General features: G+C 71.8%; 16 protein-coding genes. 9 read left to right on the forward strand and 7 right to left on the reverse strand.

From position 1 onward, the window contains the following. Positions 1 to 104: 104 nt before the first annotated feature. The gene (locus ACSNN8_RS02825) at positions 105 to 965 is read right to left on the reverse strand and encodes an NAD-dependent protein deacetylase (protein WP_436646792.1); all 861 of its coding nucleotides are present in this window, start codon (positions 963 to 965) and stop codon (positions 105 to 107) included. Positions 966 to 1,012: 47 nt separating this feature from the next. Between ACSNN8_RS02825 and ACSNN8_RS02830 the strand changes: the two genes are divergently transcribed. The 3 genes from ACSNN8_RS02830 to ACSNN8_RS02840 all read left to right on the forward strand — a co-directional run bounded on the left by ACSNN8_RS02830 (position 1,013) and on the right by ACSNN8_RS02840 (position 2,426). After that, a complete protein-coding gene (locus ACSNN8_RS02830) occupies positions 1,013 to 1,321 on the forward strand; it encodes a TM2 domain-containing protein (RefSeq protein ID WP_436646794.1) in 309 nt (102 codons plus the stop codon). Between the two features lie 88 nt (positions 1,322 to 1,409). Next, on the forward strand, positions 1,410 to 1,772 hold the full coding sequence (locus tag ACSNN8_RS02835; RefSeq protein WP_436646796.1) for a DUF2203 domain-containing protein: 363 nt from the start codon (positions 1,410 to 1,412) through the stop codon (positions 1,770 to 1,772). A 33-nt stretch (positions 1,773 to 1,805) separates the two neighbouring features. Further along, positions 1,806 to 2,426, forward strand: a complete 621-nt coding sequence (locus tag ACSNN8_RS02840; protein ID WP_436646798.1) for a hypothetical protein — start codon at positions 1,806 to 1,808, stop codon at positions 2,424 to 2,426. A 422-nt stretch (positions 2,427 to 2,848) separates the two neighbouring features. Here the strand turns inward: ACSNN8_RS02840 and ACSNN8_RS02845 are convergent, their stop codons facing one another. The 4 genes from ACSNN8_RS02845 to ACSNN8_RS02860 all read right to left on the reverse strand — a co-directional run bounded on the left by ACSNN8_RS02845 (position 2,849) and on the right by ACSNN8_RS02860 (position 9,341). Further along, positions 2,849 to 3,016: a hypothetical protein gene (locus ACSNN8_RS02845; RefSeq protein WP_436646800.1), complete on the reverse strand. Its 168-nt coding sequence runs from the start codon at positions 3,014 to 3,016 to the stop codon at positions 2,849 to 2,851. A gap of 958 nt (positions 3,017 to 3,974) precedes the next feature. Beyond that, on the reverse strand, positions 3,975 to 6,497 hold the full coding sequence (locus ACSNN8_RS02850; protein ID WP_436646802.1) for a DNA gyrase/topoisomerase IV subunit A: 2,523 nt from the start codon (positions 6,495 to 6,497) through the stop codon (positions 3,975 to 3,977). Between the two features lie 14 nt (positions 6,498 to 6,511). Beyond that, a complete protein-coding gene (locus tag ACSNN8_RS02855) occupies positions 6,512 to 8,551 on the reverse strand; it encodes a DNA gyrase/topoisomerase IV subunit B (RefSeq protein ID WP_436649383.1) in 2,040 nt (679 codons plus the stop codon). 157 nt (positions 8,552 to 8,708) lie between these two features. Next, a complete protein-coding gene (locus tag ACSNN8_RS02860) occupies positions 8,709 to 9,341 on the reverse strand; it encodes an adenylate/guanylate cyclase domain-containing protein (RefSeq protein WP_436646803.1) in 633 nt (210 codons plus the stop codon). Positions 9,342 to 9,520: 179 nt separating this feature from the next. On the opposite strand from ACSNN8_RS02860, the gene ACSNN8_RS02865 reads away from it, so the two are divergent. From ACSNN8_RS02865 to ACSNN8_RS02885, 5 genes are all read left to right on the forward strand, one after another. Further along, positions 9,521 to 12,316 carry a helix-turn-helix transcriptional regulator gene (locus tag ACSNN8_RS02865; RefSeq protein WP_436646805.1) on the forward strand — a complete coding sequence of 932 codons (2,796 nt, stop codon included), beginning with the start codon at positions 9,521 to 9,523 and terminating at the stop codon, positions 12,314 to 12,316. Positions 12,317 to 12,476: 160 nt separating this feature from the next. After that, the gene (locus ACSNN8_RS02870; RefSeq protein ID WP_436646807.1) at positions 12,477 to 13,253 is read left to right on the forward strand and encodes a DUF5995 family protein; all 777 of its coding nucleotides are present in this window, start codon (positions 12,477 to 12,479) and stop codon (positions 13,251 to 13,253) included. A gap of 184 nt (positions 13,254 to 13,437) precedes the next feature. After that, entirely contained in the window at positions 13,438 to 16,446 is a 3,009-nt protein-coding gene (locus ACSNN8_RS02875; RefSeq protein ID WP_436646809.1) for a discoidin domain-containing protein, read from the forward strand. Positions 16,447 to 16,569: 123 nt separating this feature from the next. Continuing rightward, a complete protein-coding gene (locus ACSNN8_RS02880) occupies positions 16,570 to 16,944 on the forward strand; it encodes a VOC family protein (protein ID WP_436646811.1) in 375 nt (124 codons plus the stop codon). 70 nt (positions 16,945 to 17,014) lie between these two features. After that, positions 17,015 to 17,629: a DUF305 domain-containing protein gene (locus ACSNN8_RS02885; protein WP_436646813.1), complete on the forward strand. Its 615-nt coding sequence runs from the start codon at positions 17,015 to 17,017 to the stop codon at positions 17,627 to 17,629. Positions 17,630 to 17,678: 49 nt separating this feature from the next. On the opposite strand, the gene ACSNN8_RS02890 is transcribed toward ACSNN8_RS02885, so the two are convergent. After that, the gene (locus ACSNN8_RS02890) at positions 17,679 to 19,076 is read right to left on the reverse strand and encodes a DUF1996 domain-containing protein (protein WP_436646814.1); all 1,398 of its coding nucleotides are present in this window, start codon (positions 19,074 to 19,076) and stop codon (positions 17,679 to 17,681) included. Positions 19,077 to 19,233: 157 nt separating this feature from the next. Between ACSNN8_RS02890 and ACSNN8_RS02895 the strand changes: the two genes are divergently transcribed. Beyond that, positions 19,234 to 20,265: a LacI family DNA-binding transcriptional regulator gene (locus ACSNN8_RS02895; protein WP_436646816.1), complete on the forward strand. Its 1,032-nt coding sequence runs from the start codon at positions 19,234 to 19,236 to the stop codon at positions 20,263 to 20,265. 685 nt (positions 20,266 to 20,950) lie between these two features. Here ACSNN8_RS02895 and ACSNN8_RS02900 read toward each other — a convergent pair. Next, positions 20,951 to 22,051, reverse strand: coding sequence for a calcium:proton antiporter (locus ACSNN8_RS02900; protein ID WP_436646817.1), 1,101 nt, complete (start codon positions 22,049 to 22,051; stop codon positions 20,951 to 20,953). Positions 22,052 to 22,073: the final 22 nt, after the last annotated feature.

Raw genomic sequence — 22,073 nt, forward strand, 5'->3', positions numbered from 1 at the left:
TTTCGGAAGCGGTTTCGGCAGTTAACGCCAGTGAGGACAGTCACGTCAACGGGACGTGTGGATTATTTAGGTTTCAGAACCGTAACCACGTCTGGTAGGGCCGGTTAAACGCCCAGGTTTGCGGGCGAAACGGTCGCAACCGCAGCGACGAGGTTCGGCAGAACAATGCCCAATGGGGCATCGATGACGAGTCCCGCGTACGGTTCCCCGCGCGTCACGCCCCGGTTGACGATCGCGACCCGGATGCCCTCCTTCGCCGCGCGCAGCACGAAGCGCCGGCCCGACATGACCGTGAGCGAGGAGCCGAGGACCAGGAGCGTACGGGCGCTCGTCACCAGCTCGAAGCTGCGCTCGACCCGCTGCGCCGGCACGGTCTCGCCGAAGTAGACGACGTCCGGCTTGAGCATGCCACCGCAGCCCTCGCAGTCGACCGTCCGGAACCCGTCCAGCTCGGCGTCGTCGAGCTCCGCGTCGCCGTCCGCGTTGATCGCCGTGGCGGCCGCCGCGAAGCCCGGGTTCGCCCCGTCGAGCCGCGCGGCCATCAGCTCGCGCGGGGTCAGCTCGCCGCAGTCCAGGCACGTGATGCGGGCCAGGTTGCCGTGCAGCTCCACCACGTGCTCGGCGCCCGCCGCCTGGTGCAGCCCGTCGACGTTCTGCGTGATGATGCCGCCGACCAGCCCGCGCCGCTGCAGCTCCGCCACCGCCCGGTGCCCCTCGTTGGGCCGCGCGTCGCCGATCGTCCGCCACCCCAGGTGGGAGCGGGCCCAGTAGCGCCGCCGGGCGATCGGGTCCCGGGTGAACGTCTGGTAGGTCATGGGCGTGCTGCGCCGGGCCGACCCGGAGGGCCCCCGGTAGTCCGGGATCCCCGACTCCGTCGACAACCCCGCGCCGCTCAGCACCACCACGCCGCCCTCGGCCACCCACGAGCCGAGCTCGGCCACCTGCTCCACAACCTGAAGGTCCACGCTCCCATCGTCTCTCGCCCGGCCTCGTTTCCCCTATCGTTGCCCGCGTGACCTACGCCGAGGCCGGCCCGCTCCCCGAGTGGGAGCGCCTGCGACTGCTGCGCGCCGAAGCCGAGTTCGACTCCGTCAAGAAGGACGTCCGGGTCGCGTACGCCCTCTGGGCTGTTGTCGGCCTCATCGGCGGCCACCGCTTCTACCTCGGGGACACCGCCCGGTCGATCGCCATGCTGTTCACCCTGGGCGGCCTGGGCCTCTGGACCCTGACCGACGTCTTCTTCCTCACCCGCCGCGTCCAGGCCGTCAACCACGCCCGCCGCGCCGCCATCCTCTCCCGCCACGGCCTGATCGACGCCTGACCACCGCCCGCCCTTCCCGCCCTTTGCCGGGGAAGAAAACCACCTCGCGCCCGTAGGCAGTTCGATCTTCTGCTGGCAGGCTCGCCCCATGGGGCTATTCACGGTGAGCGAGGCGCGGGACGAGCTCGAGCGGTTGCGGCCTGTGTTGGAAGAGATCGTGACGCTGCGTGCCGATGCGGCGGAGCTCGGGGCGGTGATCCGGGCAGGCGGCCCGCCCACGCCGCTCGGCGGGATGCCGGAGTGGAAGGCGGCGACCGCGCGGCTCGACGACCTCATGACCCAGGTGCAGCAGACGGGTGCGGTGCTCAAGAGCCTCGCCCCGCTGCTGGTGGACTTCCCCTCGGAGCTCGACGGCGTCGACGTGGACCTGTGCTGGCTGGAGGGCGAGACCGGCCTCGACTGGTACCACCGTTCCGACCTCGGCTTCGCCGGGCGCCGCCGCCTGCCGTGACGAAATCGGCGTCCGTCACTACGCTGGGGCGTGATGGCGGCGATCGCACTGGTGCCTCTGGTCCTGCTGATCGGCTTCGGCGTCCTGGGCACGTGGTATCCGGTCCCGGGCCTGGTCGGCGCCATCGCCGTGCTCGTGGTCGCCCCGGTCGGCTACGGCGTCCTGATGGCACGACGACGCGTCGGCCTGGGCCGGTGGGCGACGGCGAACGGCTGGACGCCGGTGGGCGCGGGCAGCCGCGGCTGGCCCTGGGAGGGGCTGGCGCTGAACGGCAAGGCGGAGGCCGGACGGGCCTGGGCTCGCGAGGATGTCACGTTCGGTGAGGTCCGCTGGTCGGGCGGGGCCTTCGCCGGGGCAGTGACCCAGCGGGAGGGCCACGGCGTGTTCGTGGTGATCCGGCTGCCGGAGCCCCAGCCCGGGATGGCGATGCGGCTACCGTACGTGGTCGTCGGCGACTCGCCGCGGCTGCAACGACCCAAGCTGCGCGAGGCGTTCCTCAACGGCGACATCCCACCGTGGACGGTGCGGGACGGTGAGCTGTTCACCGTAGAGGCCGTCCCGGTGGAGGCGGCCGCCGCGGAACGCGCGATCGGCCGCGCACGGCGGATCGCCGGCCTGCTGGATCTTGACGGGGACTCCTACGCTGACCAGTGATGCGCGTCGATCGCAAGGCCTGGTGGACGGTCGGATGGTCGGCGTTGTCGGCAGGTCTGCTGTTCTGGTGCGGCCTCTCGCTGACGGAGTGCGCGTACCCGTTCGCGGTCGTGCTCGCCGGCTACTCGATCCACGCTGCCCGCCGCGCGTTGTCGCTACGGGCGATCGCCCGGTGGGCCACCGCCGGCGAGTGGGCCGCGACCGACCCGCGCGACCGGGTGTGGCCGTGGCAACCGCTGCATCTCAAGGGCACAAGCCGGGTCGAGTACGCGTTCGACCGCCACGTCGACGGAATGCTCATCACGCTCGGTGAGGTCCGGTGGTCGGGCGGCGCGTTCGCCGGCGCCACGGTCAACGCCGACGGCCGCGGCACCTTCGTGGTGGTGCGCCTGCCTCAGGACGCTCCCCCGATGGCGATGCGGCTACCGTACGTGGTGGTCGGCACGTCCCACCGCCTGGACCAGCCGACCCTGCGCGAGGCGTTCCTCACCGGCAAGATCCCACCCTTCACCGTACGAGGCGACGAGCTGTTCACCCTCGAGCCCCGCGAGGCCGACCTCGACCCGTCCGAAGCCGACCGCGCCGTCCACCGCGCGCTGCTGATCGTCCGCCTGCTGGACCTGGGCCCCGACACCGCCCTCCCACCCCCAGCTGAGCCCGAACCCAGCGCCCCGCGCCAGACCAGCCCACGCCGAACGCCCCGCCAGCCCTATGCCGCACACGAACGACCCGCCAGGCCTATGCCGCACGCGAACGGGCCGCCGCCCATGCTCGAACCACACACGAACGGGCTGCCCAAGCGCGGCCGCATCCCAACCGCCCCTGGCACTAGGCCAGACCGCACACCAACCGGCCGCCCCAGGCGTGGACCGCTTCCCCCACTCCGAGCAACGCCCCGGCCCAGCGCCGCCGGGGCATTGGGCAAGTCTCAGCTGCGTTCGTCCCGGCCCACCCGCATCCCCAACCACCCCAGACGCCAAGCCCAGACCGCACACCAACCGGCCACCCCGGGCGTGGACCGCCTCCCGCCCGCCCCCAGCCGGGCCCCGGCCCAGCTCCGCCGGGGCATTGCGGGCAAGCCTCAATTGCATTCGTCCCGGCCCACCCGCATCCCCAACCACCCCAGACGCCAAGCCCAGACCGCACACCAACCGGCCGCCCCCGGCGTGACCGCATACCAACCGGCCGCCCCAGGCGTAGACCGCCTCCCACCCGCCCCGCGCCGGGCCCCGGCTCCGGCCCCGGCCCAGCCACGCCGGGGCATTGCGGGCAGCCTCCGCTGCATTCGTCCCGGCCCGCCCGCATCCGACCGCGCCGGGCCGGGGCAGCTCCCGAACGAGCTGCGCCAGCTCCGGACCAAACCCCAACCGCCGCCGCCTGGCCCGACCACACCCAACCGCCGCCGCCTGGCCCGACCACACCCAACCGCCCCCGCCTGGCCCGGACCACACGGCGACGCCCCCGGCATGCGGCCCAAGCCGCTCCGACGGAAACCGCACACGAACGAGCGGCCCCGAGCCGGCCCCGCGCCGCGCCTCGGCCCGGGGGTCAGCCGCGTTCGATCAGGTGGCCGATGATCTGGGGGCCCATCAGCACGGCCTCGCCGGAGCCGTCGCGGCGGGCGTCGGGGTCGGGGAGGTCGATCGGGTCGCCGGTGTTGCTCGAACCGACCGGTCGCGGGCCTACCCAGGCGACGGTCAGGCGCGTCTCGCCCTTGAGGAAGCGTTGCACGCGGACGCCTCCGGTCGCGCGGCCCTTGGCAGGGTAGGAGGCGAACGGCGAGACCTTGACCTGGGTGCCCGTGGAGGTGACGACCATCGGCTGGCCGTGGTCGTTGTCGGCGGTGACCACCGCGTTGAACGAGATCACCTCGGCGTCGGCGGACAGGTTGATGCCCGCCATGCCGCCGCCCTTGAGGCCCTGCGGCCGCACGGTCTTGGCGGGGAACCGCAGCAGCGACGCGTCAGACGTGACGAACACCAGCGACTCGGAGCCGTCGGTCAGCCAGGTGGCCTGCAGCACCTCGTCGCCGTCCTTGAGCGTGATCACCTCGAACTCGTCGGAGCGCACCGGCCACTCGGGCGAGCAGATCTTGACCACGCCGTGCCGGGTGCCCATCGCGATGCCCGGCGAAGAGCCCGCGGTCAGCGGCGCCAGGCCCACGACCTTCTCGCCCTTCTCGAGCGGGATCAGCTCGGACGCCGACATGCCGCCCCGGATCGACACCGTGCCGGACTGCTCGGGCAGCACCGGCAGCGGCAGCACGTCGGTCTTGAACGCCCGGCCCCGGTTGGTGATCAGCAGGATGCGGCCGCGCGCGGTCGAGTGGACGACGGCGCGGACGGCGTCGTGTTTCACCCGGCCCGAGCGGCGCCGCGCCTCGGTGGCCTCCTCGCTCTCGGCGGCCGTGCGGGCGATCAGCCCGGTCGCCGACAGGATGACCTGGCACGGGTCGTCGGCCACCTCGAGCGGCCCGGCCGGCGCGGACGCGGCGAGCACCTCCTTGAGGTCGCCGTCGATCAGCGTGGTGCGCCGCGGCGCGCCGAACTCCGACGCGACCTCGGCCAGCTCGTCGGAGACGACCTGCTTGAGCACGTCCTCGTTGTCGAGGATCCGGCTCAGCTCGGCGATCTCGTTGCGCAACCGTTCCTGCTCGGTCTCGAGCTCGATGCGGTCGAACCGGGTGAGCCGCCGCAGCGGGGTGTCCAGGATGTACGTCGCCTGGATCTCCGACAGGCCGAACTCCTGCATGAGCGACGCCTTGGCCGCGGCCGCGTCGTCGCTGGCCCGGATGATCGCGACCACGCGGTCGATGTCGATCAGCGCGATCAGCAGGCCGTCGACCAGGTGCAGGCGGTCCTGGCGCTTGCTGCGGCGGAACTCGGTGCGCCGGGTGACGACCTCGTAGCGGTGCTGGACGAAGACCTCGAGCAGCGCCTTGAGCCCGAGCGTCTGCGGCTGGCCGTCGACCAGCACCAGGTTGTTGATGCCGAACGAGGTCTCCAGCGGGGTCAGCCGGTAGAGGTCGGCCAGCAGCGCCTGCGGGTTGACGCCGACCTTGCACTCGATCACCAGGCGGGTGCCGTGCTCGCGGTCGGTGAGGTCCTTGACGTCGGCGATGCCCTGCAGCCGGGCCGCCTGCCGCTGACCGCGCTTGGGCCCGGAGACGATGAGCTTGCCCTTCACCTCGTCGGTGATCGCCTCGATGATCTTCTCGGTGCCGACGCCGTACGGCAGCTCGGTCACCGTGATGGCCTGCCGCCCGCGGCCGCCCTCGAGCGGGCCGGTCTGCGCGCGGGCCCGCATGCGCACCACGCCGCGGCCCGTCTCGTACGCCCGCCGCACCTCGTCGAGGCCGAGCAGCTGCCCGCCGGTGGGCAGGTCGGGCCCGGGCACGAAGCGCATGAGCTTGTCGAGGCTCGCGTCCGGGTTGGTGATCAGGTGCCGCGCGGCGGCCACGACCTCGCCCAGGTTGTGCGGGATCATGTTGGTCGCCATGCCGACCGCGATGCCGGACGTGCCGTTGACCAGCAGGTTGGGGAACGCCGCGGGCAGCACCTTGGGCTCGACGTCGTCGCCGTCGTAGGTCGGCTTGAAGTCGACCGTGCCCTCGCCCAGCTCCCCCACCAGCAGCATCGCCTCGCGCGACATGCGGGCCTCGGTGTAGCGCGCGGCCGCGGGACCGTCGTCCGGTGATCCGAAGTTGCCGTGGCCGTCGATCAGCGGGGCGTTGAGCGAGAAGTCCTGCGCGAGCCGCACGAGCGCGTCGTAGATCGCGACGTCGCCGTGCGGGTGGTACTTGCCCATCACGTCGCCGACGACGCGCGCCGACTTCACGTACGCCCGGTCGGGGCGGTGGCCCTGCTCGGACATCGACCAGAGGATGCGCCGGTGGACGGGCTTGAGGCCGTCGCGGGCGTCGGGCAGGGCTCGCGAGTGGATGACCGAGTACGCGTACTCCAGGTAGGAGTCCTCGACCTCGGTGGTCAGCGGGTTGTCGATGACGCGGGCGCCGGCCTGGTCGAACGCGGACAGGTCGACGCGGTTCTCGGTGTTCTTGCGGCGTGCCATGAAACAGCGACCTCTCAGGCGTCGATCGTCTCTTGGTCGATGCGGCCGGCGGCCTCGATCAACCAGTTCTTGCGGGGCTCGACGCGCTCGCCCATGAGCAGCTCGAGGGTGGCCTCGGCGCGCTCGGCGTCGTCGATCGTGATGCGGCGGACGGTGCGGGTCGCCGGGTTCATGGTGGTGTCCCACAGCTCGTCGGCGTCCATCTCGCCGAGGCCCTTGAACCGGGGCACCGGTTTCTGCACCGTCTTGCCGGAGCGCTCGAGGCGGGAGACGGTCGCCTCCATCTCCTGCTGGGTGTACGTGAAGATCGTTTCGGAGTTGCGGCCCTTGGTGACCACCTTGTGCAGCGGCGGCATCGCGGCGAACAGCCGGCCCTGCTCGATCACCGGACGCATGTATTTCGCGAACAGGGTGATCAGCAGCGTGCGGATGTGCGAGCCGTCGACGTCGGCGTCCGCCATGATCATGACGCGGCCGTAGCGCATGGCGCCGAGCTCGAACGTGCGGCCGGAGCCGGCGCCGAGCACCTGGACGATCGCGGAGCACTCGGCGTTGTCGAGCACCTGCTGCAGCGACGCCTTCTGCACGTTGAGGATCTTGCCGCGGATCGGCAGCAGCGCCTGGTATTCCGAGCTGCGGGCCATGCGGGCGGTGCCGAGCGCGCTGTCGCCCTCGACGATGTAGAGCTCGGAGCGGGCGATGCCGGTGGCGCGGCAGTCGACCAGCTTGGGCGGCATCGACGCGCCCTCGAGCGCCGTCTTGCGGCGGGCGGCGTCCTTCTGCTGTTTCTGGGTCAGCCGGACGCGGGCGGCGTCGACGACCTTCTGCAGCACGGTGCGGGCCTCGGCCTTGGTCCTGCGGCCGTCGATCCACTCCTTGAGGTGCGCCTCGACCAGACCCTGCAGCACGCGGGTGATGCCGGCCGTGGACAGCTCGTCCTTGGTCTGCGAGGTGAACTGCGGCTCGGGGATGCGCACGTGGATGACCGCGGTCATGCCCTCGAGCAGGTCGTCGAGGACGGGCGGGTCCTCCTTGGGCTTGAGCAGGCCGCGCGTGTTGCGGATCGCCTCGGTGAGCGCGCGGACGAGGGCCCGCTCGAAGCCCTTGCGGTGGGTGCCGCCGTGCATGTTGCGGATCGTGTTGGTGAAGCACTCGACGGTGCGCTCGTAGCCGGTGCCCCAGCGGAACGCGATCTCGACCTCGGCCCGCCGCTCGACGTTCGACTGCATGACGCCGTTGGCGTCGGCGGCGTTCTCCTTGTAGGTGCCCTCGCCGGCGACCACGAGGACGCCCGAGACCGGCTTGTCGCCCGAGTGGGTCAGGAAGTCGACCATGTCGACGAGCCCGTGCGGGTAGTGGAAGGTCTCGTTGGTCGTCTCCTCGGCGGTCTCGTCGCGCAGCGAATAGATCACGCCGGGGACCAGGAACGCCGTGTTGCGCAGCTTGGTGCGGACGGCCTCGACGTCGAGCCGGGCGCCGGTTTCGAAGTAGCGGGCGTCGTACCAGTAACGGATCGAGGTGCCGGTGGGCTCGCCCCGCTTCATCCTGCGCGCCACGCGAAGCCCCGACGCGGGCGTGAACCGGGCCTGCGGGCCGGGGCCGTCGAACGACCCGGGGACGCCGCGCTGGAACGAGATCTCGTGGACCTTGCCGTCCCGCTTGACCGTGACATCGAAGCGCAGCGCCAGCGCGTTGACCGCGGACGCGCCGACGCCGTGCAGGCCGCCGGAGGTCTTGTAGCCCGAGCCGCCGAACTTGCCGCCGGCGTGCAGGCGGGTGAGCACCAGCTCGACGCCGTTCAGCCCCGACTTGGTGTTGACGGCGGTCGGGATGCCCCGGCCGTCGTCGTCGACCTGCACCGACCCGTCGGCGTGCAGGATGACGGCGACCTTGGTGGCGTGGCCGCCCACACCCTCGTCGGTCGCGTTGTCGATGATCTCGTTGGCCAGGTGGTTGACGCCCCGGCTGTCGGTGGAGCCGATGTACATGCCCGGGCGCTTGCGGACGGCGTCCAGCCCCTCCAGGTGCGTGAGGTCATCGGCCCCGTACAGCATCTCCGCGGTCACTTGGGTGGCACTCCCGATCGGGACAGGTGGTGATTCAAGAACGCGGCGAGCCTACCGGCACCCACCGACACTTCTGCTCAACCGAGCCGGGACACCCTCCCAACTAACCCGACGATACGGGCAAAAGACACGGTGGTGACCGGTCTCACGCGGCCGCGGGGACCGCGTAGAGGTGCCGCGCCGCCGTCCGGGGCCCGCGCGGCTCGAGCGCGCGGAACAGGTCCAGCGGGTAGGGCTTGCCCGAGACCCGTACGGGCGGCAGTTCCTGGTAGGAGACCAGCTCGCCGGTCACCGCCCGGGTGCGCGAGCACACCACGACGGTGTCGTGCGGGGCGTACGCCTGCAGGCGCGCCGCCGTGCTCACCACGCTGCCGCTGATCATCGCGTGCCCGAAGTCGTGCGTCGCCACCGGATCGACCATCACGTCGCCGGTCGCGAGCCCCACCCGGGTGCGCACAGCGAACCTGCCGGCCAGGAGCTGCCCCCTCAACGCCTCCTGGACCGACAGGCCCACCCGTACCGCCGCGGCGGCCGCCTCCGCGCCGAAGCCGGTCGGGCCGGTGCCGAACACCGCCATGACCGCGTCCCCGACGTATTTCTCCACCACTCCACCGCCCGCGCGGACCACGTCGGACACGATGCCGAAGTAGTCGTGCTGCAGGGCGTGGACCTCCGCACAGTCCAGGTCGTCGACGAGCGAGGTGAACCCCACGATGTCGATGAAGAGGACGGTGACGGTCTGACGCCGCGCCTGCTCCGCCATAGCGATTGCGGTCATGTCTTCACGCTCCCCCTTGGTCTTGCTTGCCCCGAGGACAGACGGTGCCAGGCTCTGTCCAGATACGGATCTGCAGAACGACGTATCTCCGACAGCGGGAACGGCCTCAGACATGTGTGACCCAGATCAGACCGAACCGACGACAACGTCCGGGATCCGGGGGCACTAGGGTGACCGTCATGGCCAGCGCGGAGGAGGACGGGCCACTTGTCGGGCGCACCGGCACGTTGACCCAGATCCTGTCCGACCTGCGCAGCGCGGGCCCTGGAGGCTCCTCCGCGGTGTTCGTCACCGGGGAGAGCGGCGTCGGCAAGAGCCGGCTGCTGCGCGAGACCGTCACGGCGATGCGCGACGCGGGTTTCTCCGTGCTGTCCGGAACCTGCCTCGACATCGGCGACGCGATCCCGCTGCACCCCGTGCTGCAGGCCCTGCGGCAGTTCGACCACGAGGTCCCGGCGGCCGGCGACCCCGGCGCGCTGCTCGACCGGGTCTCGCAGAGCCTGCGGGCGGTGGCCGGCGACCGCCGCCTGCTGCTGGTGCTCGACGACCTGCAGTGGGCCGACCGCAGCACCCGTCAGCTGCTGCTCTATCTGCTGGCCGGGCTGGGCGACATGCGGGTCGCCGTGCTGGCCGCGATCCGCGCCGAGGCCCTGCAGGGCGCCCACCCGCTGCGCAAGGTGCTGGCCGAGCTGCGCCGGCTGCGCTCGGTGCGGGTCGTCGACCTGGCGCCGCTCGACCGCGACCAGACCGCCGAGCTGGTCACCGCGATCGCGGGCGACGACGTCGAGCCCGAGGACGCCGACCGCATACACAAGCGCAGCGGCGGCAACCCGTTCGTCGCCGAGGAACTGGCCCGTGACCTGCGCGACGGCCGGGCGGAGCTGTCCGACACGCTGCGCGAGATCTTCCTGTCCAGGGTGGACGAGCTGCCTCCGGCGGCGCACTCGGTGGTGCACGCGATCGCCGCGGGCGTCGAGCCGGTCGGCCACGACGTGCTGGCCAGGGTCGTGCCGCTGCCCGAGGCCGAGCTGATCGAGGCCGTACGGGTCTCGGTGGCGCAGCGCTTCGTCACCAGCGACGAGCGCGGCTACCGGCTGCGCCACCGCCTGGTCTCCGAGATCCTCGCCGCCGAGGTGCTGCCCGCCGAGGCCGCCGCGCTGCACCGGCGCTACGCCGAGGCCCTCGAGGCGACCGGCGCCGCCGACCACGCCCGGCTCGCGCACCACTGGCAGCGGGCGGGCGAGCCGGCCCGCGCCCTGCCCTCGGTGGTCGCCGCCGCCCGTTCCGCCGAGGAGCTGTACGGCTTCACCGAGGCGCACCGCTACTGGTCCTCCGCGCTCGAGCTGACCACCGACGACGCGCCCGAGCGCACCGAGCTGCTCGCGCACGCCGCCGAGACGGCCCACCACAGCGGCGAGCACGTCAGCGCGCTGACCAGGCTCGACGAGCTGTCCGAGCGCGCCGACGCGCCCGGCCGTTGCGACCTGCACCTGCGCCGGGCGCGCTACCTGGCCGCCGCCGGGCGTACGGCCACCGCCGAGCAGGAGTACGAGCTGGTCCTGCAGGCGCCCGACTGCTCGTCGCGGCAGCGCGCCTCGGCCGCCGCTTCCCTCGCCGAGCTGCTGCTGCATCTGGGCCGCTACGCCGACGCCAACGCCCGCGCCCAGGAGGCGCTCGAGATGGCCGAGGGCAACGGCGCGACGGCTGACCTCGTCCGCGCCAGCGCCGCGCTCGGCTTCAGCGCGGCGTTCCGCGAGGACCCGGAGGCCGGCCTCGCGGTGATCCGGCACGCGGTCGAGATCGCCGAGCGCAGTGGGCATCCCGACGAGCTCGGCGTGGCCTACCTGCACCTGGCCGAGCTGCTGACCGGCCCGCTCAACAACATCGAGGAAGGCGTGCTGGTCGCCCGTCGCGGCGCCGACCGGCTCGCCAAGCTCGGCGCCGGCCGCACCTATCAGACCCGGCTGCTCGCCATCGCCGCGAAGGGCCTGTTCCGGGTCGGGCAGTGGTCCGAGGCCGAGGGCGTGATCGACGCCGCGATGCGGCACCGGCCGTCCGGCGCCGACGCGGTCGAGCTGCTGCTCTCGCGCTGCCAGCTGTGGGTCGGCTTCGGCGACGTCGACGCCGCGCACCGCGACCTCGACGCGGTCGCCACGCTGCTGGCCGGCGGCGGCGCCCGGCACGTGCTGCCGATGCTCACGCTGCGCGCCGGCCTGGCGATGTGGCAGGGCCGGCACGCCGAGGCGCGCGCCGCGGTGCAGCGCGGGCTCACCGAGACCCGCTCCGACGACCTGGTGCTGATCGGCGTGCTGGCCTGGCACGGGCTGCGCGCCGAGGCGGAGGCGCACGCGGCGGGCCAGCCGGTCGACCCCGGAGCGCTGCGCCGGCTCAAGGTCGCGGTCGAGCGGATGGCGGCCGGGGTGGGAAGCGCGGCGGCTCCGGTCCGCGCGACGATCGACGGCTACCTCGACCTGTGCGCGGCCGAGCTGAGCCGGGTCGAGGACAGGCGCGACCCCGACCTGTGGGCCAAGGCGGCCGTGGCATGGGACAGGCGGCGCCAGCCGTACCCCGCCGCCTATTCGCGGTTGCGGCAGGCGGAGGCCGCCCTGCAGCGCAAGGCGCGACGGCCCGCGGCGATCGAGGCCCTCCGGGAGGCGTACGCCACGGCGACCGCGATGGGCGCCCGGCCGTTCGCCAACGAGATCGTGTCGGTGGCGCAGCGCTACCGGGTGCCGCTCGCCGACGACGTGCCGACCGTCCCGATGATCCTGCAGGACGCCGACGAGCTGGGCTCGCTGACCACCCGTGAGCGGGAGGTGCTCGCGCTGATCGCCGAGGGGATGACCAACCGCGAGATCGGCGAGCGCCTGTTCATCAGCGAGCGCACGGTCGGCGTCCACGTCGGGCACATCTTCGACAAGCTCCAGGTCCGCACCCGGGTGCAGGCCAGCCGGGTCTTCCTCACCGCGGCGTGACCTTTTCGTTATCTTCGGGCCCGCGTACGTACGTCGTTCTACCGATCCGTACGTAGGTCGTCTGCGGAAGTCTGTGTCCACGGGGGAGCACCGGCCCGGCGGTCACCGCCGCCGGGCCGGTGCTAGGGGCCCTCCGCCGACATCACGTGGAGGACCCGAGATGAACCAGTCGGTCTGGGGGCCGGCCCAGCGGGAGATGACCGATCTCCTGAGCCACCACCCCGACGACGTCCCCGGCGTGGTCGACCAGCTCGCGGAGCTGCAGAGGATCCTGGCGCGGGTGCCCCCGCTGCTGGTCGGGAACCCGCTCTGCGAGTTCAACAGGCTGTACCTGACGATCACCGAGGGCGTGCTCGAGCGGCTGTACGCCGGCGTGTTCAAGGACCCGGCCTTCCTGTCGCGGCTCGACGTCGAGTTCGCCGCGCGCTACTTCGACGCGCTGCGCGCCTGGGCGGGCGCCGGGATGAGCGCGCGCTGCCCCGAGGTGTGGGCGTGCCTGTTCCAGCGGGTGCCCGGGCCGGACCGCCGGCCGCTCCCCTCCGCGTGCGCCGGCGTCAACGCGCACATCAACTTCGACCTGCCGTTCGCGCTGGTCACCACGTTCGACCACCTGGGCAGCGACCCGATCGACGACAGCGACCAGCACCACGACTACCTCGAGATCAACGAGATCTTCGCGGAGGCGATCCCCGGCCTGCGCCGCGGCTACCTCGAGAAGTGGCAGCTGCTGTTCGACACGATGAACGGCTGCCTGGACGACTGGTGGCAGGGCGAGGCCGTCGAGTACACGCGCAACGTGGCGTGGCGCAACGCGCAGAAGCTGTGGGGCATCCGCCACGACATGGTGGCCACCGACCGCGAGCGCTCCAGCCTGGACCGTACCGCCGCCGGCCTCAACAGGCTGTTGCTGTCCCCGCTCGGGACCTTCCTGCAGTAGCGACGGAAATCGCTCTCCCATCGCGGTCGAGCTTCCGGCTCGACCGCGGCATTTGATTCCGGTTTGTTCGGGAACACCCCGGGGCTCGCTCTCGCGCCTATTGACACACATGAAAGCCCGGCGTAACACTTCGGCCATTCATGGAGAGCGCTTTCCCAGTCTCCCGACATCCCCAGGAGTCCCCGTGAACACGGCAACCTCCCCGCCACGGCTGTGGCGCCGGCTCGTCATCCCCCTCGCGGTCGCGCTCGCGGGCGCGTCCCTGGCCGTGTCCCCGCACGGCGCGTACGCCGCCGACACCCTGCTGTCGCAGGGCAAACCCACAACCGCCTCGTCCAGCGAGACCGCCGACACGGTCGCCGCCAACGCGACCGACGGCAACACCGGCACCCGCTGGTCGAGCCAGTTCGCCGATCCGCAGTGGCTGCGGGTGGACCTGGGCGCCACCGCGACCATCACCTCCGTCGTCCTGCAGTGGGAGGCCGCCTACGGCACGGCGTACCAGATCCAGACCTCCGCCGACGGCAACGCTTGGACCACTGTCCATTCCAAGACCAACGGCGCCGGCGGCACCGAGACGATCGCCGTGAGCGGCACCGGCCGGTACGTGCGCCTCTACGGCACGCAGCGCAACGGCGGCTACGGCTACTCGCTGTGGGAGTTCAAGGTCTACGGCACCACCGGGGGCACCCCGCCGGCCGACCCGCCGCCCGGGAACTTCACGACGATCTGGCAGGACACCTTCGACGGCCCGGCGGGCACCTCGCCCTCGAGCGCCAACTGGCTGCTGCGCACCGGCACGTCGTACCCCGGCGGCGCCGCCAACTGGGGCACCGGCGAGGTCGAGACCGCCAGCGCGAGCACGGCGAACGTGTCGCTCGACGGCAACGGCCGCCTCTCGATCAAGGCGATCCGCGACGGCAACGGCGCCTGGACCTCCGGCCGCCTCGAGACCCAGCGCGCCGACTTCGAGCCGCTGCCCGGGCAGCAGACCAGGTTCACCGCGGTGCTCAAGCAGCCGGACGTCGCCAACGCGCTCGGTTACTGGCCGGGGTTCCGGGCGACCGGAGCGGCGTACCGCGGCAACTACACCAACTGGCCGGGCATCGGCGAGACCGACATCATGACCGACGTCAACGGCCGCAGCCGGCTCGCCCAGACGCTGCACTGCGGGACGGCGCCGGACGGACCGTGCGCGGAGTACAACGGGCGCTCCTCCGGCTTCGCCACCTGCGCCGGCTGCCGGACCGGCTACCACGAGTACACGCAGATCATCGACCGGACGAGGACCGACGAGGAGATCCGCTTCTACCTCGACGGGCGGCAGACGTGGGTGGTCCGCGAGTCGCAGGTCGGCGTCGCGGCGTGGAGCGCGGCCGTGCACCACGGCTTCTTCCTGCGGCTCGACCTCGCGATCGGCGGCTCGCTGCCGAATGCGATCGCGGGCCGTACGACACCGACCGCGGACACCACCCCGGGCGGCGTGCTCAGCGTCGACTCGGTCAGCGTGGCCCGCACCGCGACCGGCACGGTTCCGCCCGCGATGACCGACCCGGCCGCGCCGGCCGGGCCCAGCGTCGTCAAGGTCACCGGCGGCCAGGGCAACTGGCAACTGCAGGTCAACGGCTCGCCCTACCAGGTCAAGGGCCTGACGTACGGTCCTCCGCAGGCAGCCGCTGACGGGTACATGCGCGACCTGCGGAACATGGGCGCGAACACGATCCGCACCTGGGGCGTGGACGACGCGAACACCCCGACGCTGCTCGACCGCGCCTCGCGGCAGGGGATCAAGGTGATCGTCGGCCAATGGCTCAACCAGGGCGCCGACTACGTCAACGACACCGCGTACAAGAACTCCGTCAAGGCCGAGATCGTGGCGCGGGTCAATACCTTGAAGAACCACCCAGGCGTCCTGCTGTGGGACGTCGGCAACGAGGTCATCCTCACGATGCAGGACCACGGGCTGTCCGCGGCCGAGGTCGAGGCGCGGCGCGTCGGCTACGCGAAGTTCGTGAACGAGGTCGCGCAGGCCATCCACGCCGCCGACCCGAACCACCCGGTGACGTCGACCGACGCGTACACCGGCGCCTGGCCCTACTACAAGCAGTACGCGCCCGACCTCGACCTGCTCGCGGTCAACTCGTACGGCGCCATCGGCAACATCTATCCGGACTGGGTGGCCGGCGGGTACACCAAGCCCTACATCGTCACCGAGGCCGGCCCCGCGGGAGAGTGGGAGGTGCCCAACGACGTCAACGGCGTCCCGGCCGAGCCCACCGACCTGCAGAAGCGTGATCAGTACGCGAGCAGCTGGGCCGAGATCGCCGCGCACCCCAAGGTGGCGCTGGGCGCGACCGAGTTCCACTACGGGCTCGAGAACGACTTCGGCGGGGTCTGGCTCAACACCTTCACCGGCGGATGGCGGCGGCACGGCTACTACTCGCTGAGCCGGGCGTGGACCGGGCAGGCGCCGGCCAACACGCCGCCGGAGATCACCGGCATGACCGTGTCGAGCCAGACCGCCGTACCCGCCGGGGGTTCGCTCACGGTCGGGGTGACGGCGTCGGACCCGCAGGGCGACCTGATCCGCTACAACCTCATGTACTCCGACAAGTACGCGGGCGGCGGCACCGGGCTGACGAACGTGACCTTCACCGACAACGGCAACGGCACGTTCACCGCCAGGGCGCCCGAGCGGCTCGGGGTGTGGAAGGTCTATGTGTACGCCTACGACGGGCACGGCAACGTGGGGATCGAGCAGAAGTCGATCCGCGTGGTGGCGCCGCCCGAGACGGGCACCAACCTCTCACGCGGAAAGACCACGACCGCGTCCAGCCACCAGCCGACCGGCGCCAACGGGCCGCAGCTTCCCGCGTACGCGACCGACGGCGACTACGGCACCCGATGGGCCAGCGAATGGACGGGCTCGGCGTGGCTGCAGGTCGACCTGGGCTCGGTGCAGTCGTTCACGAACGTGCGGTTGGCGTGGGAGGCGGCGTACGCGACCGGTTACCAGATCCAGACGTCGAACGACGGCTCCACCTGGACCACCGTCTACGCGACGACCAGCGGGGACGGCGGCTTCGACGAGCTCGACGTCTCAGGGTCGGGGCGCTATGTCCGGATGAACGGCACGGGGCGCGCCACCACCTACGGGTACTCGCTGTGGGAGTTCGGCGTCTATCGGCGCTGACGTCTCCGGAGGGCGTCGTGGCGTCGTGGCTTTGCGCCACGGCGCCCTCCGCGCTTCCCGTACTTTCGACCCTTCTGCACCTGCGGCCGGCGTCCTAAGGTCGGAGGTCGAGGAGGTGACGAGATGGACAGGGTGATCCATTTCGAGGTTCCGTTCGACGACGGCGAGCGCGCCACGACGTTCTACCGCGAGGCCTTCGGCTGGGAGCTCAACTCGATGCCGAACTTCCGATACACGCTGGTCACGACCACGCCCACCGACGAGCAGGGCCGGCCCGCCGAGCCGGGCGGCGTCAACGGCGGCATGCTGGCCCGCCAGGGTCCGATCACGGCGCCGGTGATCACCGTGGGCGTCGACAGCATCGACGACGCGCTGGTGACGATCGAGAAACTGGGCGGCAAGGTGGCGATCGGCCGTCAGCCGGTCGGCACCATGGGCTTCAGCGCGTACTTCCACGACACCGAGGGCAATCTCATCGGCCTGTGGGAGAACGCCTGACGGCGAGCGGCGGCGCGAATAACAGAAAAATCATTGTTCGAGCCGGTCGCCATTCATCGCTGTCGAATCATTGACACCGGATCTCGGAATTGCCAGACTCGCGGACGTGAAAGCGCTTTCTCGTCTGTTGCTCGTTGCCGTCCTCGGGGTGGCGGGCTGCTCGACGCCGGGGAGCGGCACGACCGCGGCGCCGGCGGCTCAGTCGTCAGGCCAGCCGTCGGGGCAGGCCTCGTCGGCCGCGTTCGGCGGCACCGACCTGGCCTGGATCGAGATCAACATCGCTATGGACGAGCAGCTGCTGCCGCTGCTCGAGCTGGCGCCGAAACACACCACCGACGCGAGCACGCTGGCCCTGACGGCGCAGGTCAAGACGTTCACCGATGCCGAGCTGAGCGTCCTGCGGCAGCTGCACGCGCGCGCCGGGCTGCCGGCGGAGAACCCGCACGAGGGCATGCCGATGCCCGGGATGGTCACCCCCGAACAGGTCACCGAGCTCACCCGGCTGACCGGGCCTGCCTTCGACCGGACCACGACGAAGCTCATCAAGGCCCACCTCGAGCAGAGCCGGAACCTCGCGCGCAGTGAGGACAGTTCGGGGGTCGAGCCGCAGACCCGCGCATTGGCGCTGCAGATTCTGCGTTCTCGCCAGGCAGTTCTGTCCACAATGCCGAGCACCGCGCCGTAAAAGCGGGCGCCGCCTTTCCGCAGCGGCGCCCGCTTCTTTTCGCCGGGGTTTACGGCAGTTCGTAGTTCGCGTTCAGGGCCGCTCCGCGGTCGGGCTTGTAGAGATCGAACCCGCGCGGGTCGCACTGGAGCCCGCCGTTGATGCAGTGGCGGACGAGCGCGGCCAGCGTCGGGCCGTCCCAGGCGTTGAAGACGTCGTAGTGGAACGAGAAGCCGCGGCCGCTGGAGAACCGGACGTTGCTCATGCTCCCGCTGACCGGCCACGCCATCTTGAACTCGATCATCGGAACCGCGACCGGGTGCGAGGCCGGGCAGACGCCGAGCACCGGGTACGCCATGTGGCTCTTGTGGTCCGGCGTGTCCAGGTGCAGCCCGTTCCAGCAGCTCGGCGCCTGGTAACGGACGTTGAGCTGGGTGCCCGCCGCGCAGGTGGCCGGAATGTCCCAGTTGAACGACAGGTCGCCGCACTCGAAGCCCTCGACCGCGCCGGGGCTGTTGCGGAAGTCGTCGATCGAGGCGGTGGGGCTCCCGACCACGTAGCGCAACCCGGCCGGGAACGGCCGCACGCTGCGGTAGTCGATGACCCCGGACTTGTAGTAGATGACCTGCCGCCCCACCGGCTGCACCGCGGTGTCGCCGTTGAGCAGCGTGGGCATCCAGTAGCCGGTCTTGTCACCGGGCGTGATGCACGAGGTGCCGCCCGCCTGCAGGCTTGCCAGCGTGCTTCCGGCGTACGTGGTGGTGTTGCCCATGAACGTGTGCGAGTGCGAGGCGCCGGGCAGCCCGGGGAACACGATCGGGTCGTCGTTGAGGTTGCCGCGGCTCACCGAGCAGTTCGCCTGGAACTCGTGGTGCGTGGTGGGCGGGTTGGTGTCCGGCGGCACCGCGGTCGACGGGGTCACGCCGGTCACGGGCGGGTTCGCCAGCACGTACCCCGGTCCGCCCGTCGGCGGCGGGGTGGAGAGCGTTCCGTACACCTGGAACTCGTACAGGGAGTAGCCGTAGCCGGTGGCCCGCTGCGTTCCGTACACGCGGACGTAGCGACCCGAGCCGGCGACCGGGAGGGTCTGCGCGCCGCCCGTGGCCGTGGTTGTGCTGTAGACGGTCGACCACGCGGCGCCGTCCGCCGAGGTCTGGATCTGGAAGGCCTTGGCGTACGCGGCCTCCCAGGTGAGCTTCACCTGGCTGATGGTGGCCGTGCCGCCGAGGTCGACGCGCAGCCACTGCGGGTCGCTCCACGCGCTGCCCCACCGGGTGGTGAGGTTGCCGTCGACGGCCGCGGCGGCCGGGGCGCCACCGTTCTCGGTCGACGAGGCGAGGGCGGGTCTGCCCTGGGAGAGCAGGGTGTCCGCGGCCTGGGCCGTGTGGACACCGGTGAGGACGGCGGTGGCGGTGAGGGCCGCGACCGCCGCCGAAGTAAGCAAGCGCCTTGGGGTTCGGGGATTCACGAGGTCTCCTTCGGGGTTGGAGAGCGCTTTCCGAGTGTTACGCCGCGATGTCAAGGGCGTCAATACGTACGGGTGTTTCCCCTGGTTCCGGAACTCGGCCCGCCTCCGGCCGACGCATCGAAGGAGAGCGCTCTCCTGCCGTGCTATAAAGACGGTCATGAGAACGGAGCGGCTCCCCACCCTGGAGGACGTGGCCCGGATCGCCGGAGTGTCCCGGGCGACCGTCTCCCGCGTGATCAACGGGATCCGCAACGTCGACCCCCAGCTGCACGAGGTCGTGTGGGACGCCGTGGGCCGCACCGGCTACGTGCCGAACCGGCTGGCCCGCTCGCTGGTCACCCGCCGCACGGGCACGGTGGCGCTGGTCGTCTCCGACTCCGAGCCGCACGACGACGACCCGTTCATGGGCCGGTTCTTCGCCGACCCGTACTTCGGGCGGGTCGTCGGCGGGCTGATGAGCGTGCTCCGCGAGCGGGGCGTCCAGCTGGCGCTGCAGATCGTGGGCCCCGACGACGGCCGCCGGCTCGTCGGCGACCTCCGCAACGGCCAGGCCGACGGCGCCATCGTGCTGTCGCTGCCCCCCGTCGACCCGCTGCCGCGGATGCTCACCGAGGGCGGCGTGCCCGCGGTGCTGATCGGCCGCCCCGCCGAGCCCGTGCCCATCGACTACGTCGACCTCGCGAACGACACCGGCGCCGCGCTCGCCGCCGACCACCTGCTCGCCCGCGGCTGCCGGCAGATCGGCATGATCTCCGGCCCCGCCGACGTGCCCGCCAGCAGCGACCGCATAGCCGGCTTCCGGCGCGCCCTGGCCCGCCGCGGCCACGGCTGGGTGCCGACCGCCACCGGCAACTTCACCCGCGACAGCGGCGAGGAGGCCATGCGGACCCTGCTGGCCACCGACCCCGACCTGGACGGCGTCTTCGTCGCCAACGACCTGATGGCGCTCGGCGCCCTCGCCGCCCTGCGCGCGGCGGCCCGCCGCGTGCCCGACGACGTGGCCGTCGTCGGTTTCGACGACAGCAGCGCCGCCGTCGCCGCCTCCCCGGCGCTGACCACCATCCGGCATCCGCTGGAGGACATGGCCGCCGAGGCCGCAAGGCTCCTTCTGGCCCGCATCGAGGACCCCACCATGCGCGTCTCCTCCGTGATCTACGAGCCCTCGTTGGTGCAGCGAGACTCGGCCTGAGGGCTGCCACTCCGCCGCCCCGCCGGTTCGACCTCCCCCACGACACCCGTCGGCTCTACCTCTCCGCCGCGACGCTCATCGGCTCGACCTCTCCGCCGCGACACCCGCCAGCTCGACCTCTCCGCCTCGGCGCTCGCCAGCTCCACCTCCCGCCACGGCGCTCGCCAGCTACACCTCTCCACCGCGACGCTCGCCAGCTCCACCTCCCGCCACGACACCCGCCGGCTCTACTCCCCGCCGCGACGCTCACCGGCCCGACCTCCCCGCCACGACACCCGCCGGCTACACCTCTCCACCGCGACGTTCCCCAGCTCGACCTCCCCGCCACGGCACTCGCCAGCTCCACCTCTCCACCGCGACGCTCGCCAGCTCCACATCCCCGCCGCGAGGCTTGCCGGCGGCCCGATACTGACCGCTGGACTCGCCGTCAACGGCGGCATTCGCGTGTGCTGATGACTCGCATCGCCCGGCGGGAGGCGGCTGAAGTTCCGCCGCGGCCCCGATCGACCGGGCGCCGATCTCAGCCCGGTTCATCACAGGCTGAACGGATGGTGATCGGCGCGCAGCGACGCCGGACGGACCCCACCCTCCTCCGGGGGAACCCCCGCCAGCCATTGTGCCGGGTTGGGCCGATCTTCGCGTCGCGCGATGTGGACAACTCGCCGCTGTGGACAACGCCGGGACGTCAGGGACTCGCGGCCAGGAACAGGAACGCGGCCAGCAGCGCCAGGTGGACGCCACCCTGCAGCACGTTGGCGCGGCCCGGGACGACGGTCAGCGTGCCGACGACGACGGTCAGGCCCAGCAGCACCATCTGGGTGCCGCCCAGACCGAGCACCAGCGGCCCCTCCAGCCAGATCATCGCGATCGCGATCGCCGGGATGGTCAGCCCGATGCTGGCCATCGCCGAGCCGAGCGCCAGGTTGAGGCTGGTCTGCACGCGGTCGCGGGCGGCGGCGCGGACGGCGGCGATGGTCTCGGGCAGCAGCACCAGCAGCGCGATCACGACGCCGACGACCGCCTGGGGCAGGCCGATCGAGGCGACGCCGGACTCGATCGCCGGGGAGACGCCCTTGGCGAGGCCGACGACCGCGATCAGCGCGACCATGAGGACGCCGACGCTGGCCAGCGCCGTACGGCTCGACGGCGGGTCGAGGTGCTCCTCGGCGTCGATCACCTTGCCGCTGGTGGTGATCGGCAGGAAGTAGTCGCGGTGCCGGCGGGTCTGCACGGTCACGAACAGCGCGTACAGGGCGAGCGAGGCGACGGCGGCGAAGGCCAGCTGCGCGGGTGAGAACTGCGGGCCGGGGCGGCTCGTCGTGAAGCTGGGCAGCACGAGGCCGAGCGTCGCGATGGTGGCGACCGTGGCGAAGGCGCCGCCGGTGCCCTCGGCGTTGAAGACCGCGACGTGCCGGCGGAGCGCGCCGATCAGCAGCGACAGGCCGAGCAGGCCGTTGCAGGTGATCATCACGGCGGCGAACACGGTGTCGCGGGCGAGCGACTGCGCCTTCTCGCCGCCGCTGATCATCAGCGTGACGATGAGGGCGACCTCGATGATGGTGACCGCGACCGCGAGCACGAGCGAGCCGAACGGCTCACCGACCCGGTGGGCGACCACCTCGGCGTGGTGCACGGCCGCGAGCACGGCGCCGCCGAGCAGGCAGGCGGCCAGCACCACCACGGGCGGCGGCAGGTCGCGGCCCCACGTCAGGACCAGCACGGCCACGGCGATGATCGGGACGAAGACCGTCCACTGGGCGAGGTATCGACGAATCTTGGCTGCCATCCGGCAACTCTGCCAGACGGCG

The organism is Actinoplanes sp. URMC 104 (genome assembly GCF_051386375.1).
Taxonomy (GTDB): domain Bacteria; phylum Actinomycetota; class Actinomycetes; order Mycobacteriales; family Micromonosporaceae; genus Actinoplanes.